The organism is Helicobacter sp. TUL, from assembly GCF_002287135.1.
Taxonomy (GTDB): Bacteria; Campylobacterota; Campylobacteria; order Campylobacterales; family Helicobacteraceae; genus Helicobacter_F.
In genome coordinates, this window is the sequence record NZ_NESU01000007.1 from 55,082 (window position 1) to 75,663 (window position 20,582).

A 20,582-nucleotide genomic window follows, 5' to 3' on the forward strand; every position below is an offset into this window, starting at 1 on the left:
CATAGGATTATGATTTATCATCTTTTGTTTCAAATAAATACGCATTTTTGGGGTTTGAAGAGAGAGCAAAAAATGAGTGCTCCAAGCCCTCTGAATCTTGTGTCGCGATTTCAAGACCGCTATATAAATTAGGATTGCTGACATTGATAAAAAGCGATATTTCTTGCGCCAATGTAGAATCTTGCAACAGGATTTGCACGATTCCATCATATTGGATAGTTACTAAACTCCCAAAATTATGCGCCCCAAACCCAGCTTCAAAGCTAATACTATGCGTTCCTATCTCGATACTCTCAAATGTGTAGCCTGCAAGCACAAAGAGAGTAAGTGTATCAAGATTTTTGTCAATGTCTGGTGGCAATGGTGGATCAAAGGTTGTTTGAGAAATATCACACAAAATGCTAAAAGAAATATTTTGCTCAATAAGGAGATGTAAAATTTCTTTTGCATGTTTGGTAAGCAGGGCTTTTAGCTTGATATTTTGGCAAATCATGCAAGCAACCCTTCAAATTCACTAAAAAGTTTTTGCACTTCCTGAATACCAATATCCCAAAATGCACCATCTTCAATATCAAAGCCAAATTTTTTGACAAGTTTTCTTGGGCTTTGGCTACCACCAAGAGAGAGAAATTCGGTATAGGTTTTGATAAATTTTTGTCTCTCTTTTGGGGTTTGTGCGCGTTTGTAGAGTCCAAAAAGCGCCAATACAAGAAGTTGCCCATAGCTATAGGCGTAGCAATAAAATGGAGAGTGGATAAAGTGTGGGATATAGCACCACCACGAAGCATAGTTTTTGGTAAGTTTAAGTGAATCTCCAAACATTTTGGTATTTTCTTCTAGCCAGATTTTATCAAAGTCTTGAGATTGTAACTCGCCTTCTATGCTGTGTATAGCGCGTTCAAAATTTGTCATAACAATTTGTCTAAAAAGCGTGGAAAAGATATCCTCTAGTTTTCCAGCATACAACGGGATAAGCTCTTCTTTGCTAAGTTTAGTTTTGAGCGTATCAAAGAGTAGCATTTCACCAAATACCGACGCTGTTTCGGCTGTAGTGAGTGGTGTATCCATATTAAGATAGCCCATTTTTTTGCTAAGCTCTTGGTGAATCATATGCCCAAACTCATGAGCTATGGTAAAAATATCACGCCTTGAATCCGTGTAGTTTAGCAATACATAAGGATGTGCGCTAGGCACTGCACCATGACTAAATGCCCCACCTCGTTTATTTGGCTTAGGATGTGAATCTACCCAACCATTTTTGATGGCTTCTTTGATGATGTCGCTAAAACGCGGAGAAAATGCATTAAAGGAGTGCAAGACAAGCTCCAATGCTTTGTTATAGCTTATTGTGTCTTGTGTTTTGGTTTCTAGTGGCGCGTATCTGTCATAATCTTTGAGTGTTTTTAGCCCCAACATTTTGGCTTTGAGCTTGTAGTATTGTTGCACGATATGGAAGTTTTTTGTAACAGATTCTATAAGCGTATCGACACTTTTTTGTGATATGCAATTACTGATGTGGCGGAAACTTTCACTTTTTGGATAGCCACGCAATTGCTTAGTAAGCGCGACATCTTTGCGAACGATATTTAGGATATAGGTAAGTAAATGCCGTGATTTAGCAAGTTTTTTACTAAAAACCTTTTGTGCTTTTTTGCGCATTTTTTGTTGTGGGTGGTGTAGGCGCGCGAGAATCTCCTCTTCACTTAAGAGGTTTTTTTCACCCATATTGAATCTCATTTGTGCAAGGTGCTCATCAAAAAGTCGCCCAAACGCATCACTTCCAATAGGGGAGAGCTTAAGGATAATTTGTTCTTCTTTGAGAGTTAGATTGTGCTTGGCTTGTGCGGCGATATTTTGGAGATAAAATTTGTATTGTGGAGCGGATTGTATAAAGGCATTAAGTTTTTGTGAATCCAATCTCGCAAGTTCTAGGTCAAAAAATACAATATCATTTTGTGCCTTATTGACTTTATGCTCAAACTCCGCATATATCGAGCCATTTGTCGTGTCTTGTGCAAAAAGCAAAAACGCATATGTCATAATCCTACCTAGATTCTCACAAAGATTCTCATATTCTTTGATAGCGATTTCAAATTCTTTTGGCGCGAGAGTATGCAACTTGCCCTCATAAGTTTTGGCAAAATTCTTACACGCATTTTGTGCTTTTATACACGCGCCTTGTGCTTGTTTTTGTGAAGCAAAAAGTGCTTTTAGATTCCATACAGAATCTGTGGGAAATCGCATTTTTATAGGTTTTGGTGTGACTTTGTTTGTCCTGTTTTGTTTTGTTCGTGTTTGCATATTTGCTCCTTTGTCCCCTAGTTTTGTTTGAGAATCTCTAGCGTTTTGAGGAAGGATATATCTTCTAATTGCATACCACTTGTCATATTTTTTAGTGTTATGCTTTTTGCTTTAAACTCACTTTCTCCTATGACAAGCACAAATTCGTGCCCTAGAGTGTTGGCATAACTAAATGGTTTTTTGAGTTTAACGATGTCAGGGTATATTTCAATCGCAATATCTGATCGCCTAAAGGATTCTGCTAGAGTGTGCGCATACGCCATATATTCCTCACTCATACATACAAGCAATGCGCGTGCAGAAGTGGATTTGCCCTCTAAAAGCTTAAGTTCTTTCATAGCCGCAAGAAGCCTATCAACACCTATAGACGCACCCACGCCACTCATTTTTTGCTTAGAAAATGTCGTAGTTAGGTTGTCGTATCGTCCTCCAGAGCATACACTGCCAATGCTTGGAATTTGTGTGAGGATTGTTTCATATACGATCCCTGTATAATATCCAAGCCCTCTAGCAATACAAAAATGCACACGATAGCAATCTTTATCCATTTGGAGTGGCTTTAGAATCTCATAAAGTCGCTCAATATCCTCAATGCCCTCTTTGAGTTCATCATTCCATTGTTTGAGATGCGCGATACTTGTAAAAAATTCTTCACCAGAACCATTTTGTTTGATTGAAACATATTGCAAGATTTCTTTTGCTTGTTGTTCTTTTATGTCAAGCTCACTATCAAGCTCAGCCAATACCCCTTCTTCTCCGATTTTATCAAGCTTATCGATGATACGCAAGGTTGCATTAACATCTTGAGGTTGTGTGATACCAAAATGTTTGCAAATACCATTAAGAATCTTGCGATGGTTAATACGTATGCTAAATTCATCAATGTCTAAATTTACAAGTGAGGCATAGATAACTTGGAGAATCTCCGCATCACAAGAGAGTGAATCGCTCCCAATAAAGTCAAAATCACATTGTGTAAATTCCCTGTAGCGCCCCTTTTGCGCTCTCTCACCACGAAACACATTACCTATAGCAAAACGCTTAAAGGGAAGTTGGAGCTGGTTTTGGTATTGGGCAATAAAACGCGCTAATGGGACGGTGAGATCAAATCGCAGGGCAACATCACGATCACCTTTATCTTTAAAGCGATAGAGTTCTTTTTGAATCTCATCGCTACCTTGTTTGACAAGCACTTCAGCATATTCTAAATGTGGTGTTTCAATAGGCACAAAGCCAAATTTCAAAAATACTTCACTAACTTTTTGTAATAAATTTTTTTTCGCCATTGCCTCTTGTGGTAGGCAATCTTTGAATCCACTCAATGTTCGAGGGGTGATAAGCATATATACTCCTAAAATCTCTTAATGTTCCTTAATTATATCTTAGTTCTTTTGAATTTTAGGTAAGGTTTGCAGAAATCTTGCTAGGAAGTTACTAATTCGCGTTACGAATCTAGTGTCGCATCATCATTTTATGTGTTGAGAAATATATAAAAATTGAGAAAGTAGGCTTAGAGTTTCATTAGGCGTTTGTATGCGATAAAACAAAGCCCTTGAGCATAGAGGAGGTGCTGGAGATAGTGGATATTGCCTAAAGGTTTAAAATTTAATGGGGAGTGACCATGGCTTTAGGATATGATAAACGTTTCTATCAAAACAGCAAATTTAATAATATAATTTCTGATGATGCTACAATCCGTACCCAATGCAATTACTAAGAGGGTGAAACGTGCCTTTCAATACCCTCAAAAGCATTAAGCATAGATGAAAATAACCTTGCAATCGTAAAAACACTTGACATAAAGCGCAGAGTGAGGTTGGATATCATCGGTAGTCCGTATTTGTGGGCGGATATATGCTTATACATGTGGGCTTTGTAATGCAAAAATAGACACGAATCTAGCTCTAGAAAACTTAGAGTTATACCAAAAAATCGCGATGATAAATAGATTAAAAAGCGAGCGACCTAGAAAATATAATCTAAGATATTTTTGTTTGAAAATGCAAAAAAGGCTTTTAATATACAATAAAAACAAGGCTTAAATAGGCGATGCTGTGCCTGTATATTTAGCTTATAAGGTAGGTAGAGAAATAATCATATCATTAAATGAATAAACACATTGGGACAAGAATCTATTTTAGATTTTATATCACAAAGTAATTTGAAAAATATGTTTTACAGAAAATGAATATGAAGGAGTGCTCACAAGCATTGATTGAAAAAAATAACCCAAGTATGATGCTCTATAAAAGTGTTTTTTTGATAAAAAGTAAAAGTGGTGAGAAATCGCACATAAATTTAGCACAATATATACCCTTGTCCGCGGACTGCATCAAGGGCTTTACCGCTTTTCCCTAATTTGCGTTTTAGTCGTGAAATAGCAATGTTTATTGCCTTATCTTTGACACTATCATCACCCCAAACTTCACTAGCTAATTCATAGCGTTCAATTAGCCGTTTTTTATTGCTTAAAAAATGCGCTAAAATACGAAATTCTAGTGCAGAAAGTTTTATATTTTTCTTTTTTACTCGCACTTTATTTTGAGATAAATCCATATATATATTTTTAAAATTTAGCTCATTTTTTATACCTTGTATGCGGCGCAAAACAGCTTTTATTCTAGCTTTTAACTCAATTATATCAAAAGGCTTTGCTATATAGTCATCAGCACCACTTAAAAAGCCATTTATTTTATCGCTTTGTTCGCATTTTGCACTAATTACAATGATACCTATTTCAATGCCTTCTTCGCGAATATTTTTAATAAAATCTAATCCATTTTCTGCAATTAAATCTATATCAATTAAAAGCAAATCTACATTTTGGCATTCTTTTAAAATACCGGTGCAAGACTTAAAACAAGTCACTTCGTAATCTTCAGCTTTGAAATGATGTTTTAAAAGCTTTAACACATCTTTTTCATTGTCAATTATTATAATTTTTGTCACTGCTTCTCCTTTGTTTATTGTGAATTTTTAAACTCGGGCTTTTTTGTGGAATTGTTAAAAAATAAATTATCCTATTTTACCTCCTAAATAAGCTCGTAAAAGTTTAGTTTGTGGCTTTTTAAATATTTCTTCACTAGCGCCAGATTCAATCATTTCACCCATATACATAAATGCAGTAAAATCACCTATTCGCATAGCTTGTGCCATATTATGCGTGACAATTAATACGGTGTATTTTTCTTTTAACTCTAAAATTAGCTCTTCAATCGCTGCTGTGCTTATAGGGTCTAGTGCGGAAGTTGGCTCATCAAAAAGTAAAATTTCAGGACTTAGCGCGATAGCTCTTGCGATACAAAGGCGCTGGGCTTGTCCGCCACTTAATGCGGTAGCATCGCTATTTAGCCGATCTTTTACTTCATTCCAAAGATTTACTCTTTTTAGTGAGCTTTCTAATTTTGTTTCAAGTATGGTTTTGTCGCGTTCGCCTTTAATTTTTAATCCATAAAGCACATTTGCTCTTATGCTCATATTAAAGGGTGTAGGTGCCTGAAAAATCATACCTATTTTACTGCGTAAATCAATTAAATTTGTGCTTTTTTTGAGAATATTTTTGCCTTTGAAAATAATTTCACCAGTGTAGCGATTACCCTCTGTGATATCACAAATTCTATTTACAGAGCGTAGCAAAGTGCTTTTGCCACATCCACTAGGTCCTATTAGTGCAGTTACACTATTTTTCTTTAACGTTAAATTTACATTTTTAACGCTCGCTTCGCTTTTATTTGGATAATAAAAGCTAAAATTTTTTATCTCTAAAATACTCATTGTATCCCTTTTAGGCGTTTTATAATTACTGATTTTGATTATGGATTCAATTCAAGTCTTTTGTTTAGATAGCTATTATACAAATTGCCATCAAAACTAGCACAGCTGATTGCCATTGTCGTTTTAATAAAGCCTCTTCTATTCATTGTATTATCCTTGATTTATTGTTTTTTCATAAATGCTATTTTGCTTATTAAGTTTGCTCCTAGCACCATAATAAGTAATAGCATTGCTCCACTCCACGCCGCATTTCGTAAGTTTTCTTCACTACTTAGGCTAAACTCATAAATGCTTACACTTAGACTTGGCAGCGAGCTAAAAATATCAAAGCTAAAAAAGTCATTATTGGCATTTGTAAATAATAATGGCGCACTTTCACCCGCTATTCTAGCTATACCTAAAATTACACCAGTAATAAGTGCAGGTTTAGCATTTGCTATCATTACACTCATTATTACTTGCATTTTATTTGCACCCAAAGCAAAGCTAGCTTCTTTTAGTTTTACACTTACAGATTCTAGTGCTTCAAAATAAGTTTTAGCTACTACACAAAGCATAATAAAACCAAGTGCCAATGCACCAGCTATACCGCTATAAGAGCCAAAAAATCTTACAAAAGTGGCATAAATAAATACACCTACAATAATGCTAGGTGTGCTAAGCATTACTTCTACTAAACATTTAAAGGCATTTTTTAGGGCTTTGTTTTTGATATATTCGCTAATATAAATACCAGCAAAAGAACCAAAAAATAATCCTAAAATACTAGCCATAAATACTAAAATTATTTGCCCTAAAATTGCATTGCCAAGACCACCAAAAGCAGTAGGCATAGTAAATAAAGAAAGGCTAAATCCGCCGATTCCTTTATAAATTAAACAAGCAATAATAAAAAGCAAAAAACTAACACCAAGAAAACCAAAAAATATGCATATTGCGCTAAAAATTTTGTCTTTTATTTCATTTGTTAAAAGCATATCTAACTCCAAATGAGCAAATTGCAGAAATACCAAATAAAATAAGGGCCAAAGCAAAAAGTGCACTTTGGTGTGTGGCATTTCCTATTGCTTCGCCAAATTGTAAAGCAATTGTTAGTGCGATTGAGCTTGCGGGCTCTACTAAACTAGGCTGAACTTTTAAAATTCCACCCATTAAAAAAACTACCGCCATAGTTTCACCCAAAGCCCTAGCAAGTGCTAAAATTACTCCGGCTAAAATGCCACCTTTTGCGTGTATTAAAACCACAGAGCAAAGCACTTGCGCCCTAGTGCTACCAAGCGCATAAGCGGATTCAACCATAGCTCTTGGCACTGCATTTATCGCATCTTTTGCAATACAGGCAATTAGTGGCAAAATCATAATCGCTAAAACTCCACCACTAGCTAAGAGCCCCACACCAGAACCACCAAAAATAGCCCCCACAATTGGCACAAAATACAAAAAGCCCCACATTCCATAAATTATGCTAGGAATTGCGGCCAAAAGCTCTATGCAAATGCTAAAAAACGATTTGAAACGATTAGTTAAAATATGCGTAAGAAAAATTGCTATTCCAAGTGAAACAGGCAAAGCAAAAATCATCGCAATTGCCGAGCTAAGCAAAGTAGCATAAATTGCCGCGGCTGCGCCAAAATGCTCTTTGCTTATATCCCAGCTACTATCAAATAAAAAGCCTATACCAAAGCGTTCAAAAGCAGTAGATGAACCAAAAATAAGCACTAAAAGTAACGCAAACATAAGTAAAACTATGCTAAATGCGCATAGTTTTACTAAAAAATTAAAGCTTTTTTCTATCATTTTGAAAGTTTTTGTTCTAAGTATGCTTTAATTTTTGCGCTAGTTTGCGAATCAATCGGCTCATATCCTAGTGCTCTTGTAGCATCTAGAGCTTTTTTATCACTCATAGCCCAGTTAAAGAAATCCGCTACTTCTTTATTATTTTTGCCATCTTTATGTAATAAAATAAAACTCGCTCCTACTAGCGGATAAGAGCCCTTACCGCTAGCATTTGTAAGGATTTTATAAAAGTCATTTTCGCTAGAAAAATTTGCATTTTTACTAGCCGCACTGAAACTTACAGGATCCGGTGATACAAATTCTTCATTTGAATTTTTTAGCTTTGCTAAGCCCATTTTTTGAGCATAAGAATATTCTAAATATCCTATACTAAAAGCAGTTTTTTGTATCATTGTAGCTACTAGTGGATTTGAAGCAACAGGTACTACTTTTGCGTCCCAATTTATACTTTTTGCTACTCCGTATTTAGAGCGCCATTGTTCATTGTTTGCAAGATAATTTGTGAAATTAAATGTAGTTCCACTAGCATCACTTCTAACAATAACAATTATTTCATTATTAGGTAGTTTTAAATTTGGATTCAATTGAGCTATTTTTGCATCGTTCCATCTTGTTATTTTGCCACTATAAATATCAGCCAATACATTTCCATCTAATTGCAAATCTTTAATATTTGGCAAATTATATCCAAGCACTACTGCACCAATTACAGCTGGAAATTGAATCAAGTTTTTTTCAGCTAAAACCTCTGGTTTTAATGGCTCATCACTTCCACCAAAATCACCATTTTTAGCACTTATGCTTGCTATCCCTTTGCCACTGCCACCACCTGAATAGCTTACTTGATTTTTTGTTTGTTCAAAATAAATTTTTGAAAGTTCCTTATAAACAGGCATAGGAAAAGTAGCACCAACCCCTGTTAATTTTGCAGCATTTGCCGCACTAAAAGCTATACTTAAATATAGCACATAAACTAGACATTTCTTAAGCATTTTTGCTCCTTTTTATTAAAATTACGAGCAAAATTATAAAAATGCTTGAAAACTTTTTGGAAACAAATTTTAGCTTAAAAAATCTAGCCTTGGAAACTCGTTCTTTTAGCTTATTTATGAAATTTATCCATTCGCCAAAACCTTCACTACTTTGCCATCAAGCACACAAAATTTTGTATTTAGATTCGATACGTTTAGTGTATGAGTGATAATTACAAGGCATTTGAAGAAATTATAGGCTTGGAGCTTCAAAGATCAAGACATAAACCAAATAAATTTTTTGGGTATTTTCATCAAGATATTTTTCAATATCTTAAAGGCTGTGAGGTCCCAAAAATGGTTAGGATAAGGAGGCTAGAATCTTGGGAGTGCTGTTGTGATATTTGCTTACCTTCACTTGGGCTAAAAAGAATATACATATTTTTAGGTTTAGAATCTAGCTGCTTGTGCGGTAGCGGAATTGTCCTTTGCGAAATACCATAGGCAATCCACCGATACTTAAAAGCCACCTATTTTCAATAGTATTTTTCATAAACGCCGCTAATTCGCCTTTGATATTTTTGTTAAACACTACCCCAACACCATCAGTATGTCCGATACTACACATGGTGCCACGATGAATAAATCGGAAGTCTTTTTTGTTGGGTTTGCCTAATATGAGGTTACTAAGGTATGTGCCTACAAAATCCCCCATTTGCGCGGATAATTGCGCAGTGGGTGCGTGGATAACATCTTTGCTTGTGGCAAGCGCGCTATCGCCCACGACAAATACTTCTGGATATTCAAAACAACGCAAATACGAATCTACAGGGATTCTTCCGCGTTTGTTTGTAAAGCTTGAATGTTCAATCACATCACTTCCACGCACACCTGCTCCCCAAAGGATTGTGTTACCTTTGATCTCTTTTTCCTCGCCTGTATTGCATAGTTGGATTATCACGCCATCACTTTTGCATTCTTTGACTTCTGCGCCGGTGATGATTTCTACACCTAAGTCAAGCAATTTCTTTTTTGCTGCATCTGCAAGAGGTTTTTTGAAGACAGGAAGAATCTCTTCAGATCGTCCTATACAAATCACGCGTGGGATTGAGCGATCTATACCACAAATTTGACAAAGATCATCAAGTTGTGTCGCAAGTTCTCCAGCAAACTCTATGCTTGTAAATCCTGTGCCACACACGATAACGCGAAGATCGTTAGGATCTTTGGTTAGCACAAAATCTTTAAATTTGTTTTCGATATTGTCTGTGAGTTTGAGGGCTGCATTGAGTGAAGAGAGCTTGTATGTGTATTTATCTACACCTTTTATACCAAAGGTTTCGGGCTTAAAGCCTAGTCCAATCACAAGGTAATCATAACTATAATTTCCCGTGCGACGACAAACAACATTTTTTGTTTCTGGGTGAATCTCTAATACCTTGTCTTTGATAAAGGTGATTTTTTGTGGATCAAGAATCTTGCGATAATAGATTCTTGCTTTTCTCGCGCTGAGTGTTCCTACAGCGACTTTGTGTAAAAGGGTCGTTTGGTAGTGATAGTCATGTTTGCTAATCATCGTGATGTGTGCTTTGCCTTGTGGCAATCGTCTTTGTAAGCCAAGTGCAGTTTTTAGAGCGCCATAACCGCCACCAAGAATGAGAATCCGTGGCATATCCTGTGTTTGTGCGTCTGCCATAGTGTCTCCTTAATGTAATAAGAGATATGTTGCAAATATTGGTAATTGTAAGTTTTTTTTGCCAACTAGACAATACATTAGTAAAATTTTATTTATCTTTTTTCATTTTTTCCCATTGATTTGTTATGATTTTTATCGTAGTTTTTGTAAGAAAGTTTCAAGATATCCAAAGAATATCTTTAAAACAGCCACACATAAAACACACAAAACAAAATTAATACAAAAGCATAAAGCGAGTTTTGGTATCCAAAAAATCTGAATCTTTGGGGTAATTTTAAGTAGAAAACTTGAGGAAATACCTTGTGCGATATAGAAATAGATTGCATTTTGTCCAGCAAATGTAAGGAATTTGATGATAGCCCCCCCCCCATTTATACTTGAGAATTTTTTCCAAAGATTCCAAGTTACAAGAAGCAACCCTATACCAAAAAGCGAAGCTAGGACATAAGGTAGAGATACCGGAAATTTGGAAGATTGTAAGACGAAAAATTGGTTTCCTCCTTTAAGAAAGTATGTCAAGATAAAACCTAAAAGTCCTATAATTATTAGACTAAGAGCAAATTGGTAATTGCGAAAATATTGTTTTTGGATAAAGAGATAACCCAAAAGATATAAGCTTGTATAAAATATACAAAAATTTAAAGTTGTATGTAAAAATTTACCTCCTACAGGAAAATTCATGAAATAACCTAAGACATACAATATTAATCCTCCAAGAATAAACCCTACTATAGCCTTTGGGAAATACTCCAAGATGATAGCTGCTAGGATACTTACTGCACAGAATACCGGCACAAACCAATACGATCCTCCAAACACTGGTAAAAGAGGTGTTTCAAAGCCATGTAGACCAAATGCGCTAAGTGTGGCATCGAAATTTATTGTATGAGTTATGATACTTTGCACAATATCATAGATAAGGAGTGTGACACCAAAATAAAGTATCATCTTGTAGATTACCTTGATAGGTTGGATTTTTTGTGTATAGGCCACACTTGCTCCGGCAATAAAAAAGAAAGCTGGAACATCAATAAGAAGGGATAGAGATTGCACGGGCCATGGAACATAAGCTCCGCCACTCCAGAATGTTGTATGAATCATGATAATACTAATAACACAGATTCCACGTAAGATATCAATTTCTAGGTTTCGGTAAGTATTTGGCATTTGTGTTCTCCTAAGTTTAGATTTGTTTTTCCCACATTGTGCCTTGTGGCGTGTCCATAATCTCTATACCCAACGCCTTTAGATCGTTGCGGATAGAATCTGCAAGAGCAAAGTTTTTTTGTTTTTTTGCCTCAAGTCGTTCATCGATAAGAGTTTGTATGCGTTGTTTTGTGGATTCATCAACGCCAAGCTGAAAATATGCCGCAGAATCTAGTGTTCCAATCCCTAGCAAAAGCTCTATAATTGCTAGATTATGGGCGATTTCTTGCATAAACAAGGTATCTTTTGGATTCGTATCAAGGCGTTCGTTGGCGTTACTTATCATCTCTTCAATCACACTCAACGCCTTAGAGATATTCAGATCATCATTAAGCGCGTGTAGGCATTCGCTGATAAATTGTGCATTTGCCTTGCTTGCGTGTTGTCGCCAAGATATAGAGAGGTCATTAGCACTTTGTGCATTTGGTGTGCATACAAGCGTAGGTTTAATACGTTTTTTTAGTCTATAGAGTTTATCAAGGCGCTTTTTAGAAACAAGCAAATCTTCCTCGTTAAAATCTAAAACTAATCGATAATGTGTGCCAAGAAGATAATTTCGTAAAATTTCGCCATGATAGACTTTAAGCGCATCTTTTATAAAAAAACTATTACCCAAACTCTTACTCATTTTTTCGCCATTGATATTTACAAACCCATTGTGTAGCCAATATTTTGCAAGTTCTCTTTGAGTGGCGCAGCGTGTTTGTGAAGCTTCATTTTCGTGATGAGGGAATAGCAGATCCGCACCTCCAGCATGAATGTCAATAGTATATTCACAATCATCATATGCCAAATGTTGCTCTATCATCGCTGAGCATTCGATGTGCCAACCTGGTCTCCCCTTACCAAGTGTGCTTTCATACCCTATATCTTGCTCACCCTTATAGCCTTTCCATAGTGCAAAATCTTTGCTCTCAAGTTTATCACCCGCAGATTCTACGCGACTTTTAGTGTGATCTTGATTGTGATTGGAGAGAGTGCCATAGCGTGAATCTTTGGCGATACTTAGATAGACATCATTATTTTCTCCCTTGTATGCATAGCCTTTTTGGAGAAGAGTTTCTATCATATTGACAATAGCTTGGAGGCTTTGGGTGGCTTTGGGTTCTAAATCTGGGCGCAACACGCCAAGAGCGTCCATATCGCGGAGATAAGAATCTATATAGTGCGCGGTGAGAGATTCTAAGCGTGTGTAGAGATCGCTTGTATCTTGTGGGTTTGTAGCGTGTGAATCTTGGACTTTTTTGATAATCTTATCATCAATATCTGTAAAGTTTTTGACAAAACACACTTCATATCCATTAGCTATAAGGACGCGTCGCCACAGATCAAAAGCAATAGAGCTACGCGCGTGTCCTAAATGTGCGTCATCATACACGGTTGGACCACAAACATACAATCGCACTTGTTTGTCTTTGAGGCTTACAAAATCGCACTTTTGTTTTTTTGCACTATCATAGAGTTTTATATCCATCGCGTTCCTTTATGTGAGTATGCCAAAATGGTGTTCGTAAAGTTTAAAAATATATAAAATAAGAATCTCTAAAGCTGTAATTATAGCAAGGAAAATCCAGCCTTTTGTATTTTTGAGTATATCTATAAAGTGTTGCATACCAAAGATTCTAATCGTAAGGATAAAATGTAGCACTCCACCAAGTGAAGACGCCAACGCCAAGCCACTCGCGCCCAAAGGGTGCATAAGCACAAGCGAGAATCCAACACCAACAAGGAGAGATATTGCAGAGATTTTGGCAGCTTTGCCTTGTAGATTGTGTGCATAAAGCCAAAGAGAAAAAATCCTTGCTAATCCGTATGGAAGCAGTCCCAACATATACATACCAAACGCCATACCCACAGCAAGTGTATCTTCTCGCACAAACTTATTTCTTTCAAAAAGTAACCATGTGATTTCATCTTTGAGCATGACACCGCCAACTACACACACCCACAATACAAGTAACAAAAACCAAAAAGATTTTTTCATTAACTGAAGGGCTTGTGTGTATTGAGCGTTTTTTACCGCTTTTGCGATGGTAGGAAAAAGAGCAGTGGAGACAGCAATAGCAAAGAGGGCTAATGGGAGCTGAAAGATTCTATTAGCATAATAGAGATAGCTAATAGCGCCAGCACCCAGATATGAAGCAATCACCGTGTCAAGAAAAGAAGCGATTTGTGCCGTAGAACTACCAAGCATTGCGGGAAAAAATCGCATAAAAAAAGATCGAATATCTGCAAGGATTTGTTTGAATCTTGGGGTTTGTGTCCCATTTTTTTGCTTACATACACGCCAAATTTCTTGTATACCGACACTAAAAAGTCGGCAATAGTTAAGCTTAAAGAGTGGATAAAAATGCAGTGCAATTTGTGCCAATCCTCCGCAAAGCACTCCATAACTCAAAATATATACTGCACGCATATCCTCAATATCACGCACAAAAAAAAGCGCAATAATCATACAGATATTGAGCAGTGCGGTATTATAAGCGCTTACCCAAAAGCAGTTTTTGTATTGTAATAATGAGCTTAGGAATGTTGTTACAAAAATAAGCTCCAAATACCAAAAGTTAATAGCGACAATAGGCTTTGCTAATGCGATTTGTTCTTCTGAAAATCCATTTGCCAAGGCTTTTGTAACCAGTCCGCTAAATTCCCATACAAACAGACTAAGGATAAAAATAACCCCAAAGAATATGCCAAAGACTAGCACACTAAAAGCCCCTTTTTTGCGAGCTTGAATAAAGTTTGGCAAAAAGCTTTGTATAAATGCACCTTCAGCAAAAATTCGGCGACAAAGATTAGGAAACTTAAATGCTACAAAAAAAATATCACTCAAAATTCCAGCCCCAAGAAATGACGCCATGCAAAGATCGCGAACAAGTCCAAAGACTCGAGAACATAAAGTGCCAATACTATTTGTCAAAAATGCTTTGCGTATCACAAACCCTCTTTAGTCAATACAAAAATAAATTAAGTGTAAAAAAGCTACAATATTTCGGAATTATAACACCAAAAGCTTTAAGGGGAATATGAATGCAGGATTTTCATTCTGTGATAGTGCGTGAGATTCAAAACATCAAAGAATGCTTAGAAAATATTTGTGCCACCTATGCGCTTGAAGGTGCGACATATGAAATTTTGCGCATTCATACCTTTAAGCAGCTTCCTACTCAAGAAGAAAATATCAAACTTAGCCCAGAAGAATGCGCCAATCTTTTGGAAAATAGCGATGCGTATAATGCAGCAGGATTTGATCTTATCCAGAGTTTTGATATTAGTGTGCGTGAGCTTAGTGCAGAGGATTTGGCGCATTTTGTGAGTTTGGAGCTGGATCCTTATGCGCATACATTGACACTAATCTTAAAACAAGGATTGGATACTAAAAAAGAGAAATTTTGGGAGAATCTCTATACAGAAATCGAGCGACAAAAAGCCCTCTTGGGCGTTATTGTCGAATCCATAGATGACGCAAAAAAACCCCAAGCGATAGCTTCCCTCAAAGAACAATGCAAAAATGTTGCAAATGTGCTTTCTAGTGATGTGCGTATAGAGATAATGCGCGCACGCGTGTATAAGCCAGAGATTTGCTCTAGCGCTCTTTTGCTTCCCAAAAAAGCATGGGAGCATAAAAATACTATGAGTTTAGAATCTGCTTCATATGCGGTGGATTCTAATGAAGAGGTTTTGCATGTGAGTATGCCCCAAAGTGGCGTGAGTGGGAGGAATTTATGCGGACATTATGTGCAGGTATCAAACGATACAGCAGAATCTAGCGAGGAACATACAGATTCTAAAGAAAATAAGCCATTAGAGATACATTATGATGAAAGACTTTTTAGCAAGACAGAATCTGAAGACATCATCGTATATACAGCGCTTAGCAAGGGTTATGTATCATTTAGCGATAATACGCTTAAGCTCCTTGAAATGCAAGAATTTCGAGAAGTCAATATGCGATCAACAGGAAGTCTTGTCGGTGGTATCGAAAAAAATATGGTGATTAGTATCACATGTCCAAATCCGCACGATGACGCATTGGGGCAGGGCACAATCCTTGAAGCAGCACAAATAGATATTGTAGGATCTGTTGGCGAAAAAGCACAGATTATCGGAACAGATGTCAAGATTCATGGGCAAACCCACCAAAGCTCAAGTATCAAGGCTACAAATTGCGAAATCGATTTTTTAAAAGGCAGTGTGCAAGCACAAAATATCAAAATCAAGCATTCAGAAATGGGAAAAATCGATGGATGTGATGTTGAAATCGATGAGGTTAGTGGCGGAAGTGTGTATGCAAAGAATCTAAAAATACAAAAGCTCCATTCTCACGCTAAAATCTATGTTTCTCATACGCTTGAGCTTCAAACACTTGTGGGAAGTGAAAATGAGATTTATATAGCAGCGCAATATTACGAACTGCGCGATACCATAACACACAACAATGCCCAAATAGAGCATTATATTAAACAAATAAATGCTTTGTTGCATCTTTTGGGCAAAGATAATACGCTTATTAAGCAAAGTAAGCCCATAATCGCACAGCTAAAAACAATCGTGGAAGAAAAAAAGCGCCTAAAAGAACAAGTGGATCCTAAGATTACAAAAGCGATAGCTGAATATGTAGTAACCCTTAAGCGTGCGCAGTTTCTCAAAGATCGTATTGTGTCTCTCCAAACTTGTGCCAAAGAAAAAAGTAATGCCTTGCAACATATTGATGAGGTGCTACAAGATGCAAGGATTATATGCCATAGCCCTTGGAAGAATCATAATGAGGTATTTTATGAGTATCTTTTTCCCAAAAATGGGCGTGATGGGTTGGTGCTACAAGATGCTAAGCAAAGCCATATTATGATTGATAAGCAAAATCGTAAATTGCTTTTGGTTGATACGCTACCTGATACAGCGGCTGAAAAATAGCCCGTGTCCCTTGTATGTATGTGAATTTTTCTTTTTAGGTTTTATATTGAGCGTTGGAATCTAAGGGATTGTCAATAAAAGCCAATATTACGAAGCTAGAGAAATGCCATTATGGCATTTCTCTAGCTCTATAGTAAGAGGTATAGAATCTGCTATGGGTTTTATTTGTAATTGTTTAGATTCTGTGCTATTTATTTCTTTAGATTCTTCCTTAGAATCTAATGCTTTTTCTTGCAATGTTTCATAGAACTCTTTATCTATATCCAAGTAATTAGGAAAGCTTTGCATAAGCATAATAGTTTGAAAATAACTATTCTTAAGATTGCCTACTTCTTTACAAAGTTCTTCAGATTCTGCTTCTGTAAGCTCTCTTAGCTCTATATAGTGATAACGCACAAGATAGTCTGTTATTCTATCAATCTTTAATTTGTATTCTTTTTCTAATCTCTCTATCTCTGCGTTATGGGCTTTATCCTTTTTTAGTTGTTCGTCTTCGTCTGCAAACATATAATCATTAACCATTCCAGCTATTAATGCTCCTGCTACTGCACCTATTATTGTGCCTACAATAGGTGCAGTAGAACCAACTGCTGCTCCTGTGGCTGCTCCTGTGGCAATGCGAGTTAGGAGAGATACGCCTGTTTTGGCTGCAATATTTGAAGCTACCCTTGAAGTAGCAAGTCTAGTGGCACTGCTTGAGGCGAGTTTGCTAGTTTGGTTAAGGGTGTGTTTTGTAGCATTTTCAATTATTTTGTTGCCTAGTTTGTTGTCAATAATCTTGTCTGCAAAGATTCCGCTTGCAACACTAATTCCTGCTTCTTTTAATCCTCTCTCACCAGATTTCCCCTCTATTATTGCTTGTAAAAAACTTAATAATCCTCCATTCATTTTAATATTTATTCTTGCTGATTTTTGCCCCCATTGTCCTATATTCTCTTGTTTGGCATATTGATTAAATTTATAGATTGTGTAACCCTCTCCTATTGCAAAAGCATAAGGTGCTATATCTCCAGCTATTCCTAAATCTCTCCTATCAATAGGAATCTTTTCAAAGTGATTGCAATAACATTCTAAACCTTTATAAATATTTTTATTTTCAACCATTGTTTGTTTGTTCCTCTCGCAGTTTGTCTATTTCTTTGAAGTATGAAATTTCATTTTTGATGAAGGTATCATTTTTAACCTTTGAATATTGTTTTTCATCTAAGTTTAGTAGATATTGTGTTATGTATGGCTCAAAGATTACATTTAATTTATTAGTTAATTCATCTGTAGTATTATCATAGGATAAATTTGATTCATCAATTCGAAATTCGTTATTTTGTAAAAAAAATGTAAGACATAAATCTTTTGTTAATTTTGGGCTTGAAGGATTAGTGGGAAGTCTCGAGGAATGAGCGTAAAAACTTCCTAGCTGAAGTATTGCTTTTTTGCCAATATATTTTTCAATAATAAGATAATTGTTAGTAATATATAGTCTTTTAAAATTAAATAGTCCTAAGATTTCTGATAAAAAAACATAATATACAGCCAGCACGAATAAAATTAAAAATAGTCCTCGAAATCCATTAAGTGGAGATGCTGTCCAAAATATTGTATAGGTGATAATAGAACATACTATAATGCTAATTATAAGGAAATAGATACGATATATTTTATTCCCAATATGAAAACTTCTCTTCATCTCCCACACAATTTCTTCCCCATTAGAATCTAGTTTCTTAGATTCTATGTTAGTAATTTCATTGTTGTTTATTTCACTCATTTCAATTTTTCCTTACTCACTTTATTCTAAATATTTATCAAGTTTATAACTTGTATAACTTTCTCCTATTGCAATCCCATAGGTTGCTACCCCACCATAGAAGCCTAAATCTCTACGATTTATGGGAATTTTCTCAAACTCATTGCAATGGCATTCTAAACCTTTATAAATATTTTTATTTTCCATTGCCTTTTTCCTTTCTCATCTTATCTATCCTATCAAAATCAATCTTTGAGCCTATAATCTCTGGGTGTTCTTGTATTGATATTTTTTCATAGTCATCTTGGCCTATATTGGCAAGATATAATTCAATTTTTGGAATCATTATTTGTTCTAGTAAATTAAAATTCGTGGATTTTAGCGGATTTATGCTTGGTAATATAAAATTATACAATTCTTTTTGCTGTTGAAAATTGATAATAGAAACAAAGCTAAAACAACCAACACTGTCCAAAATAATTGGAGATGGTTCACCTGCCAATCTTATATAAAAACTTCCAAGTGGAATCATTATATTTTTGTTGAACAATCTTTCAATGACAAGATAATCCTTGGTAGCATATATTTTTTTAATATTAAGTGTTTTATAAAAAAAATCACAAAATATCCCAATAATTGCTAACACACCAATGACAAATATCAGAAAAGTTGCAAATCCCAAACTATATTTTAAGGGAAGCAATGTAAAAACAAAAAGCACTGCCAATAAAACAATAATCAAGATTCCCCAACTCCATAGAGCATTGAATATATTATTTTTTTTCCAACTCCCAAATCATCTCATCACCATTGGAATCTAGCTTTTTAGATTCTGCATTTTTTTCTTGTTTCTCACTCATTTACGCTACCCTCTCATCAAAGTTATCTCTATCAGTAATAAAGCTTAATTTATCTATAGTATCTTCTTTCCCTACATAGACATTATGCACTATAAGCTTTCCGTTCTCATCACTTTTGCCTTTAGCTACCACTCTTTTAAATCTATGATTATAAATATATATTGTTGTGTTTCTTAGGAGATTCCCACTTATACCATTATGGCATTTCTCTATCTCTATACTAAGAGGTATAGAATCTGCTATGGGTTTTATGTGTAATTGTTTAGATTCTGTGCTATTTGTTTCTTTAGATTCTTTCTTAGAATCTAATGCTTTTTCTTGCAATGTTTCACAAAAATGCATTACCAAAGGAGCTTTAAGAAGAAATTATATAGCTCTTAGGTGGTTGCCAAAAGTTTTTTGAAGATTCTTACGAGTTTATTTTTTATCCTTATCCATAGAGGTTTTTTTAGAGATTTTTCAAAGGCACAAATTCTCTCAAATGCAAGATGAGAGACCTTAATTTCTGTAGGATAACTTATTGGAAACTTTACATTAATAGTAGATGGATTAAAGACATTTCCCTCTTCTCCACAATGCACCCCACTTCCATCAAAGCCAATTTGATAGACATAAGATATACTAGGGGCAAGACTTAAGGCATTATGTTTGTAGGCTATGAGATAATTAAATATCGCCCAGCTCTTTATCTTGCCCTGTTTATTGAGGATAAAGTCTCCAAAATAATTTGTGCTTCCGCCAAGATTGATTGCATTTATATCTGCTTTATTAAAATTTTGCTCCACCCATTGGATATCACGCTTAAAATATTGCCATCTATCGCCCCAGCTTCCCCATCCCCAACAATGAGGTATAGACCAAAAATAACTATCCCCCAAATCATGAGAATCTATAGGATAAGACCATGCATTGATACTCCACACCTTTGTCTCTGCTTGATAACGATTAAGGGCATCATTCATGTAATCTAAAAATACAGGTGAAACTACGATATCATCTTCTAAGATGATTGCTTTACCATATTTATTCATCGTGGCAGTGACTCCATCTATGATAGAATCTGCCAATCCAAAATTATAGGGACGCTCAATAATTGTAATACTTTTAAATACATGCTTGTCTTTATTGGAATCTACAAGATTCCTTAGGTATTCACGCACAGCAGCAACTTGTTGAGTAGCCTCTGTGTTTTTTGGAGCATCAGAATAGATAATAAGATCGCTTTGTGGGCTTAGAGCATTTTGCGTGAGGCTTTCTATGACCTGTTTTGTATGATTTACTCTATTATAGGTAAAAAGCACAATTGGGGCTAACATTTG

20 protein-coding genes are annotated in these 20,582 nt (G+C 35.7%); 2 read left to right on the forward strand and 18 right to left on the reverse strand.

Translation table 11 applies throughout. The features are described from left to right. Positions 1-7: 7 nt before the first annotated feature. The 8 genes from B9T66_RS04720 to pstS form a co-directional block, all read right to left on the reverse strand. Positions 8-493 (reverse strand): hypothetical protein, encoded by a 486-nt coding sequence (locus tag B9T66_RS04720; protein WP_095627835.1) that lies wholly within the window; start codon positions 491-493, stop codon positions 8-10. Further along, a complete protein-coding gene (locus B9T66_RS04725) occupies positions 490-2,244 on the reverse strand; it encodes a M3 family oligoendopeptidase (protein WP_095627875.1) in 1,755 nt (584 codons plus the stop codon). Before B9T66_RS04725 ends, B9T66_RS04720 begins: the two co-directional genes overlap by 4 nt. 74 nt (positions 2,245-2,318) lie before the next feature. Further along, positions 2,319-3,644, reverse strand: a complete 1,326-nt coding sequence (gene hisS, locus B9T66_RS04730; RefSeq protein WP_095627836.1) for a histidine--tRNA ligase — start codon at positions 3,642-3,644, stop codon at positions 2,319-2,321. A 955-nt stretch (positions 3,645-4,599) separates the two neighbouring features. After that, positions 4,600-5,250, reverse strand: coding sequence for a response regulator transcription factor (locus tag B9T66_RS04740; RefSeq protein ID WP_095627837.1), 651 nt, complete (start codon positions 5,248-5,250; stop codon positions 4,600-4,602). A 66-nt stretch (positions 5,251-5,316) separates the two neighbouring features. Beyond that, on the reverse strand, positions 5,317-6,075 hold the full coding sequence (gene pstB, locus B9T66_RS04745) for a phosphate ABC transporter ATP-binding protein PstB (RefSeq protein ID WP_095627838.1): 759 nt from the start codon (positions 6,073-6,075) through the stop codon (positions 5,317-5,319). A 161-nt stretch (positions 6,076-6,236) separates the two neighbouring features. Then, the gene (gene pstA, locus B9T66_RS04750; protein ID WP_180763336.1) at positions 6,237-7,052 is read right to left on the reverse strand and encodes a phosphate ABC transporter permease PstA; all 816 of its coding nucleotides are present in this window, start codon (positions 7,050-7,052) and stop codon (positions 6,237-6,239) included. After that, positions 7,036-7,812 carry a phosphate ABC transporter permease subunit PstC gene (pstC, locus tag B9T66_RS04755; RefSeq protein WP_257874605.1) on the reverse strand — a complete coding sequence of 259 codons (777 nt, stop codon included), beginning with the start codon at positions 7,810-7,812 and terminating at the stop codon, positions 7,036-7,038. The genes pstA and pstC overlap by 17 nt, the downstream gene beginning before the upstream one ends. A gap of 56 nt (positions 7,813-7,868) precedes the next feature. After that, positions 7,869-8,864, reverse strand: a complete 996-nt coding sequence (gene pstS / locus B9T66_RS04760) for a phosphate ABC transporter substrate-binding protein PstS (RefSeq protein ID WP_095627841.1) — start codon at positions 8,862-8,864, stop codon at positions 7,869-7,871. 201 nt (positions 8,865-9,065) lie between these two features. Here pstS and B9T66_RS09370 point away from each other — a divergent pair, with 201 nt between their 5' ends. Next, on the forward strand, positions 9,066-9,347 hold the full coding sequence (locus tag B9T66_RS09370) for an Eco47II family restriction endonuclease (RefSeq protein ID WP_143429095.1): 282 nt from the start codon (positions 9,066-9,068) through the stop codon (positions 9,345-9,347). Here the strand turns inward: B9T66_RS09370 and B9T66_RS04770 are convergent. The 4 genes from B9T66_RS04770 to murJ all read right to left on the reverse strand — a co-directional run bounded on the left by B9T66_RS04770 (position 9,301) and on the right by murJ (position 14,683). Continuing rightward, the gene (locus B9T66_RS04770; RefSeq protein WP_257874606.1) at positions 9,301-10,539 is read right to left on the reverse strand and encodes an NAD(P)/FAD-dependent oxidoreductase; all 1,239 of its coding nucleotides are present in this window, start codon (positions 10,537-10,539) and stop codon (positions 9,301-9,303) included. The two genes, B9T66_RS09370 and B9T66_RS04770, sit on opposite strands and share 47 nt — an antisense overlap. Before the next feature lie 132 nt (positions 10,540-10,671). Beyond that, positions 10,672-11,706 (reverse strand): acyltransferase family protein, encoded by a 1,035-nt coding sequence (locus B9T66_RS04775; RefSeq protein ID WP_095627843.1) that lies wholly within the window; start codon positions 11,704-11,706, stop codon positions 10,672-10,674. Between the two features lie 16 nt (positions 11,707-11,722). Then, on the reverse strand, positions 11,723-13,219 hold the full coding sequence (gene cysS / locus B9T66_RS04780) for a cysteine--tRNA ligase (protein WP_095627844.1): 1,497 nt from the start codon (positions 13,217-13,219) through the stop codon (positions 11,723-11,725). Between the two features lie 9 nt (positions 13,220-13,228). Continuing rightward, positions 13,229-14,683 (reverse strand): murein biosynthesis integral membrane protein MurJ, encoded by a 1,455-nt coding sequence (gene murJ / locus B9T66_RS04785; protein ID WP_095627845.1) that lies wholly within the window; start codon positions 14,681-14,683, stop codon positions 13,229-13,231. A gap of 92 nt (positions 14,684-14,775) precedes the next feature. On the opposite strand from murJ, the gene B9T66_RS04790 reads away from it, so the two are divergent. After that, positions 14,776-16,659 carry a hypothetical protein gene (locus B9T66_RS04790; protein WP_095627846.1) on the forward strand — a complete coding sequence of 628 codons (1,884 nt, stop codon included), beginning with the start codon at positions 14,776-14,778 and terminating at the stop codon, positions 16,657-16,659. A gap of 87 nt (positions 16,660-16,746) precedes the next feature. Here the strand turns inward: B9T66_RS04790 and B9T66_RS04795 are convergent, their stop codons facing one another. The 6 genes from B9T66_RS04795 to B9T66_RS04815 all read right to left on the reverse strand — a co-directional run bounded on the left by B9T66_RS04795 (position 16,747) and on the right by B9T66_RS04815 (position 20,579). Then, the gene (locus tag B9T66_RS04795) at positions 16,747-17,763 is read right to left on the reverse strand and encodes a glycine zipper domain-containing protein (protein ID WP_095627847.1); all 1,017 of its coding nucleotides are present in this window, start codon (positions 17,761-17,763) and stop codon (positions 16,747-16,749) included. Continuing rightward, positions 17,756-18,424 carry a hypothetical protein gene (locus B9T66_RS04800; RefSeq protein WP_095627848.1) on the reverse strand — a complete coding sequence of 223 codons (669 nt, stop codon included), beginning with the start codon at positions 18,422-18,424 and terminating at the stop codon, positions 17,756-17,758. The genes B9T66_RS04795 and B9T66_RS04800 overlap by 8 nt, the downstream gene beginning before the upstream one ends. 21 nt (positions 18,425-18,445) lie before the next feature. Beyond that, complete coding sequence (locus B9T66_RS08860; protein ID WP_180763337.1) at positions 18,446-18,610, reverse strand: hypothetical protein; 165 nt, start codon at positions 18,608-18,610, stop codon at positions 18,446-18,448. Next, complete coding sequence (locus B9T66_RS04805) at positions 18,600-19,145, reverse strand: hypothetical protein (protein ID WP_095627849.1); 546 nt, start codon at positions 19,143-19,145, stop codon at positions 18,600-18,602. Before B9T66_RS04805 ends, B9T66_RS08860 begins: the two co-directional genes overlap by 11 nt. Positions 19,146-19,263: 118 nt before the next feature. Further along, a complete protein-coding gene (locus tag B9T66_RS04810) occupies positions 19,264-19,605 on the reverse strand; it encodes a hypothetical protein (RefSeq protein ID WP_095627850.1) in 342 nt (113 codons plus the stop codon). A 35-nt stretch (positions 19,606-19,640) separates the two neighbouring features. After that, the gene (locus B9T66_RS04815; protein WP_095627851.1) at positions 19,641-20,579 is read right to left on the reverse strand and encodes a sugar transferase; all 939 of its coding nucleotides are present in this window, start codon (positions 20,577-20,579) and stop codon (positions 19,641-19,643) included. Positions 20,580-20,582: the final 3 nt, after the last annotated feature.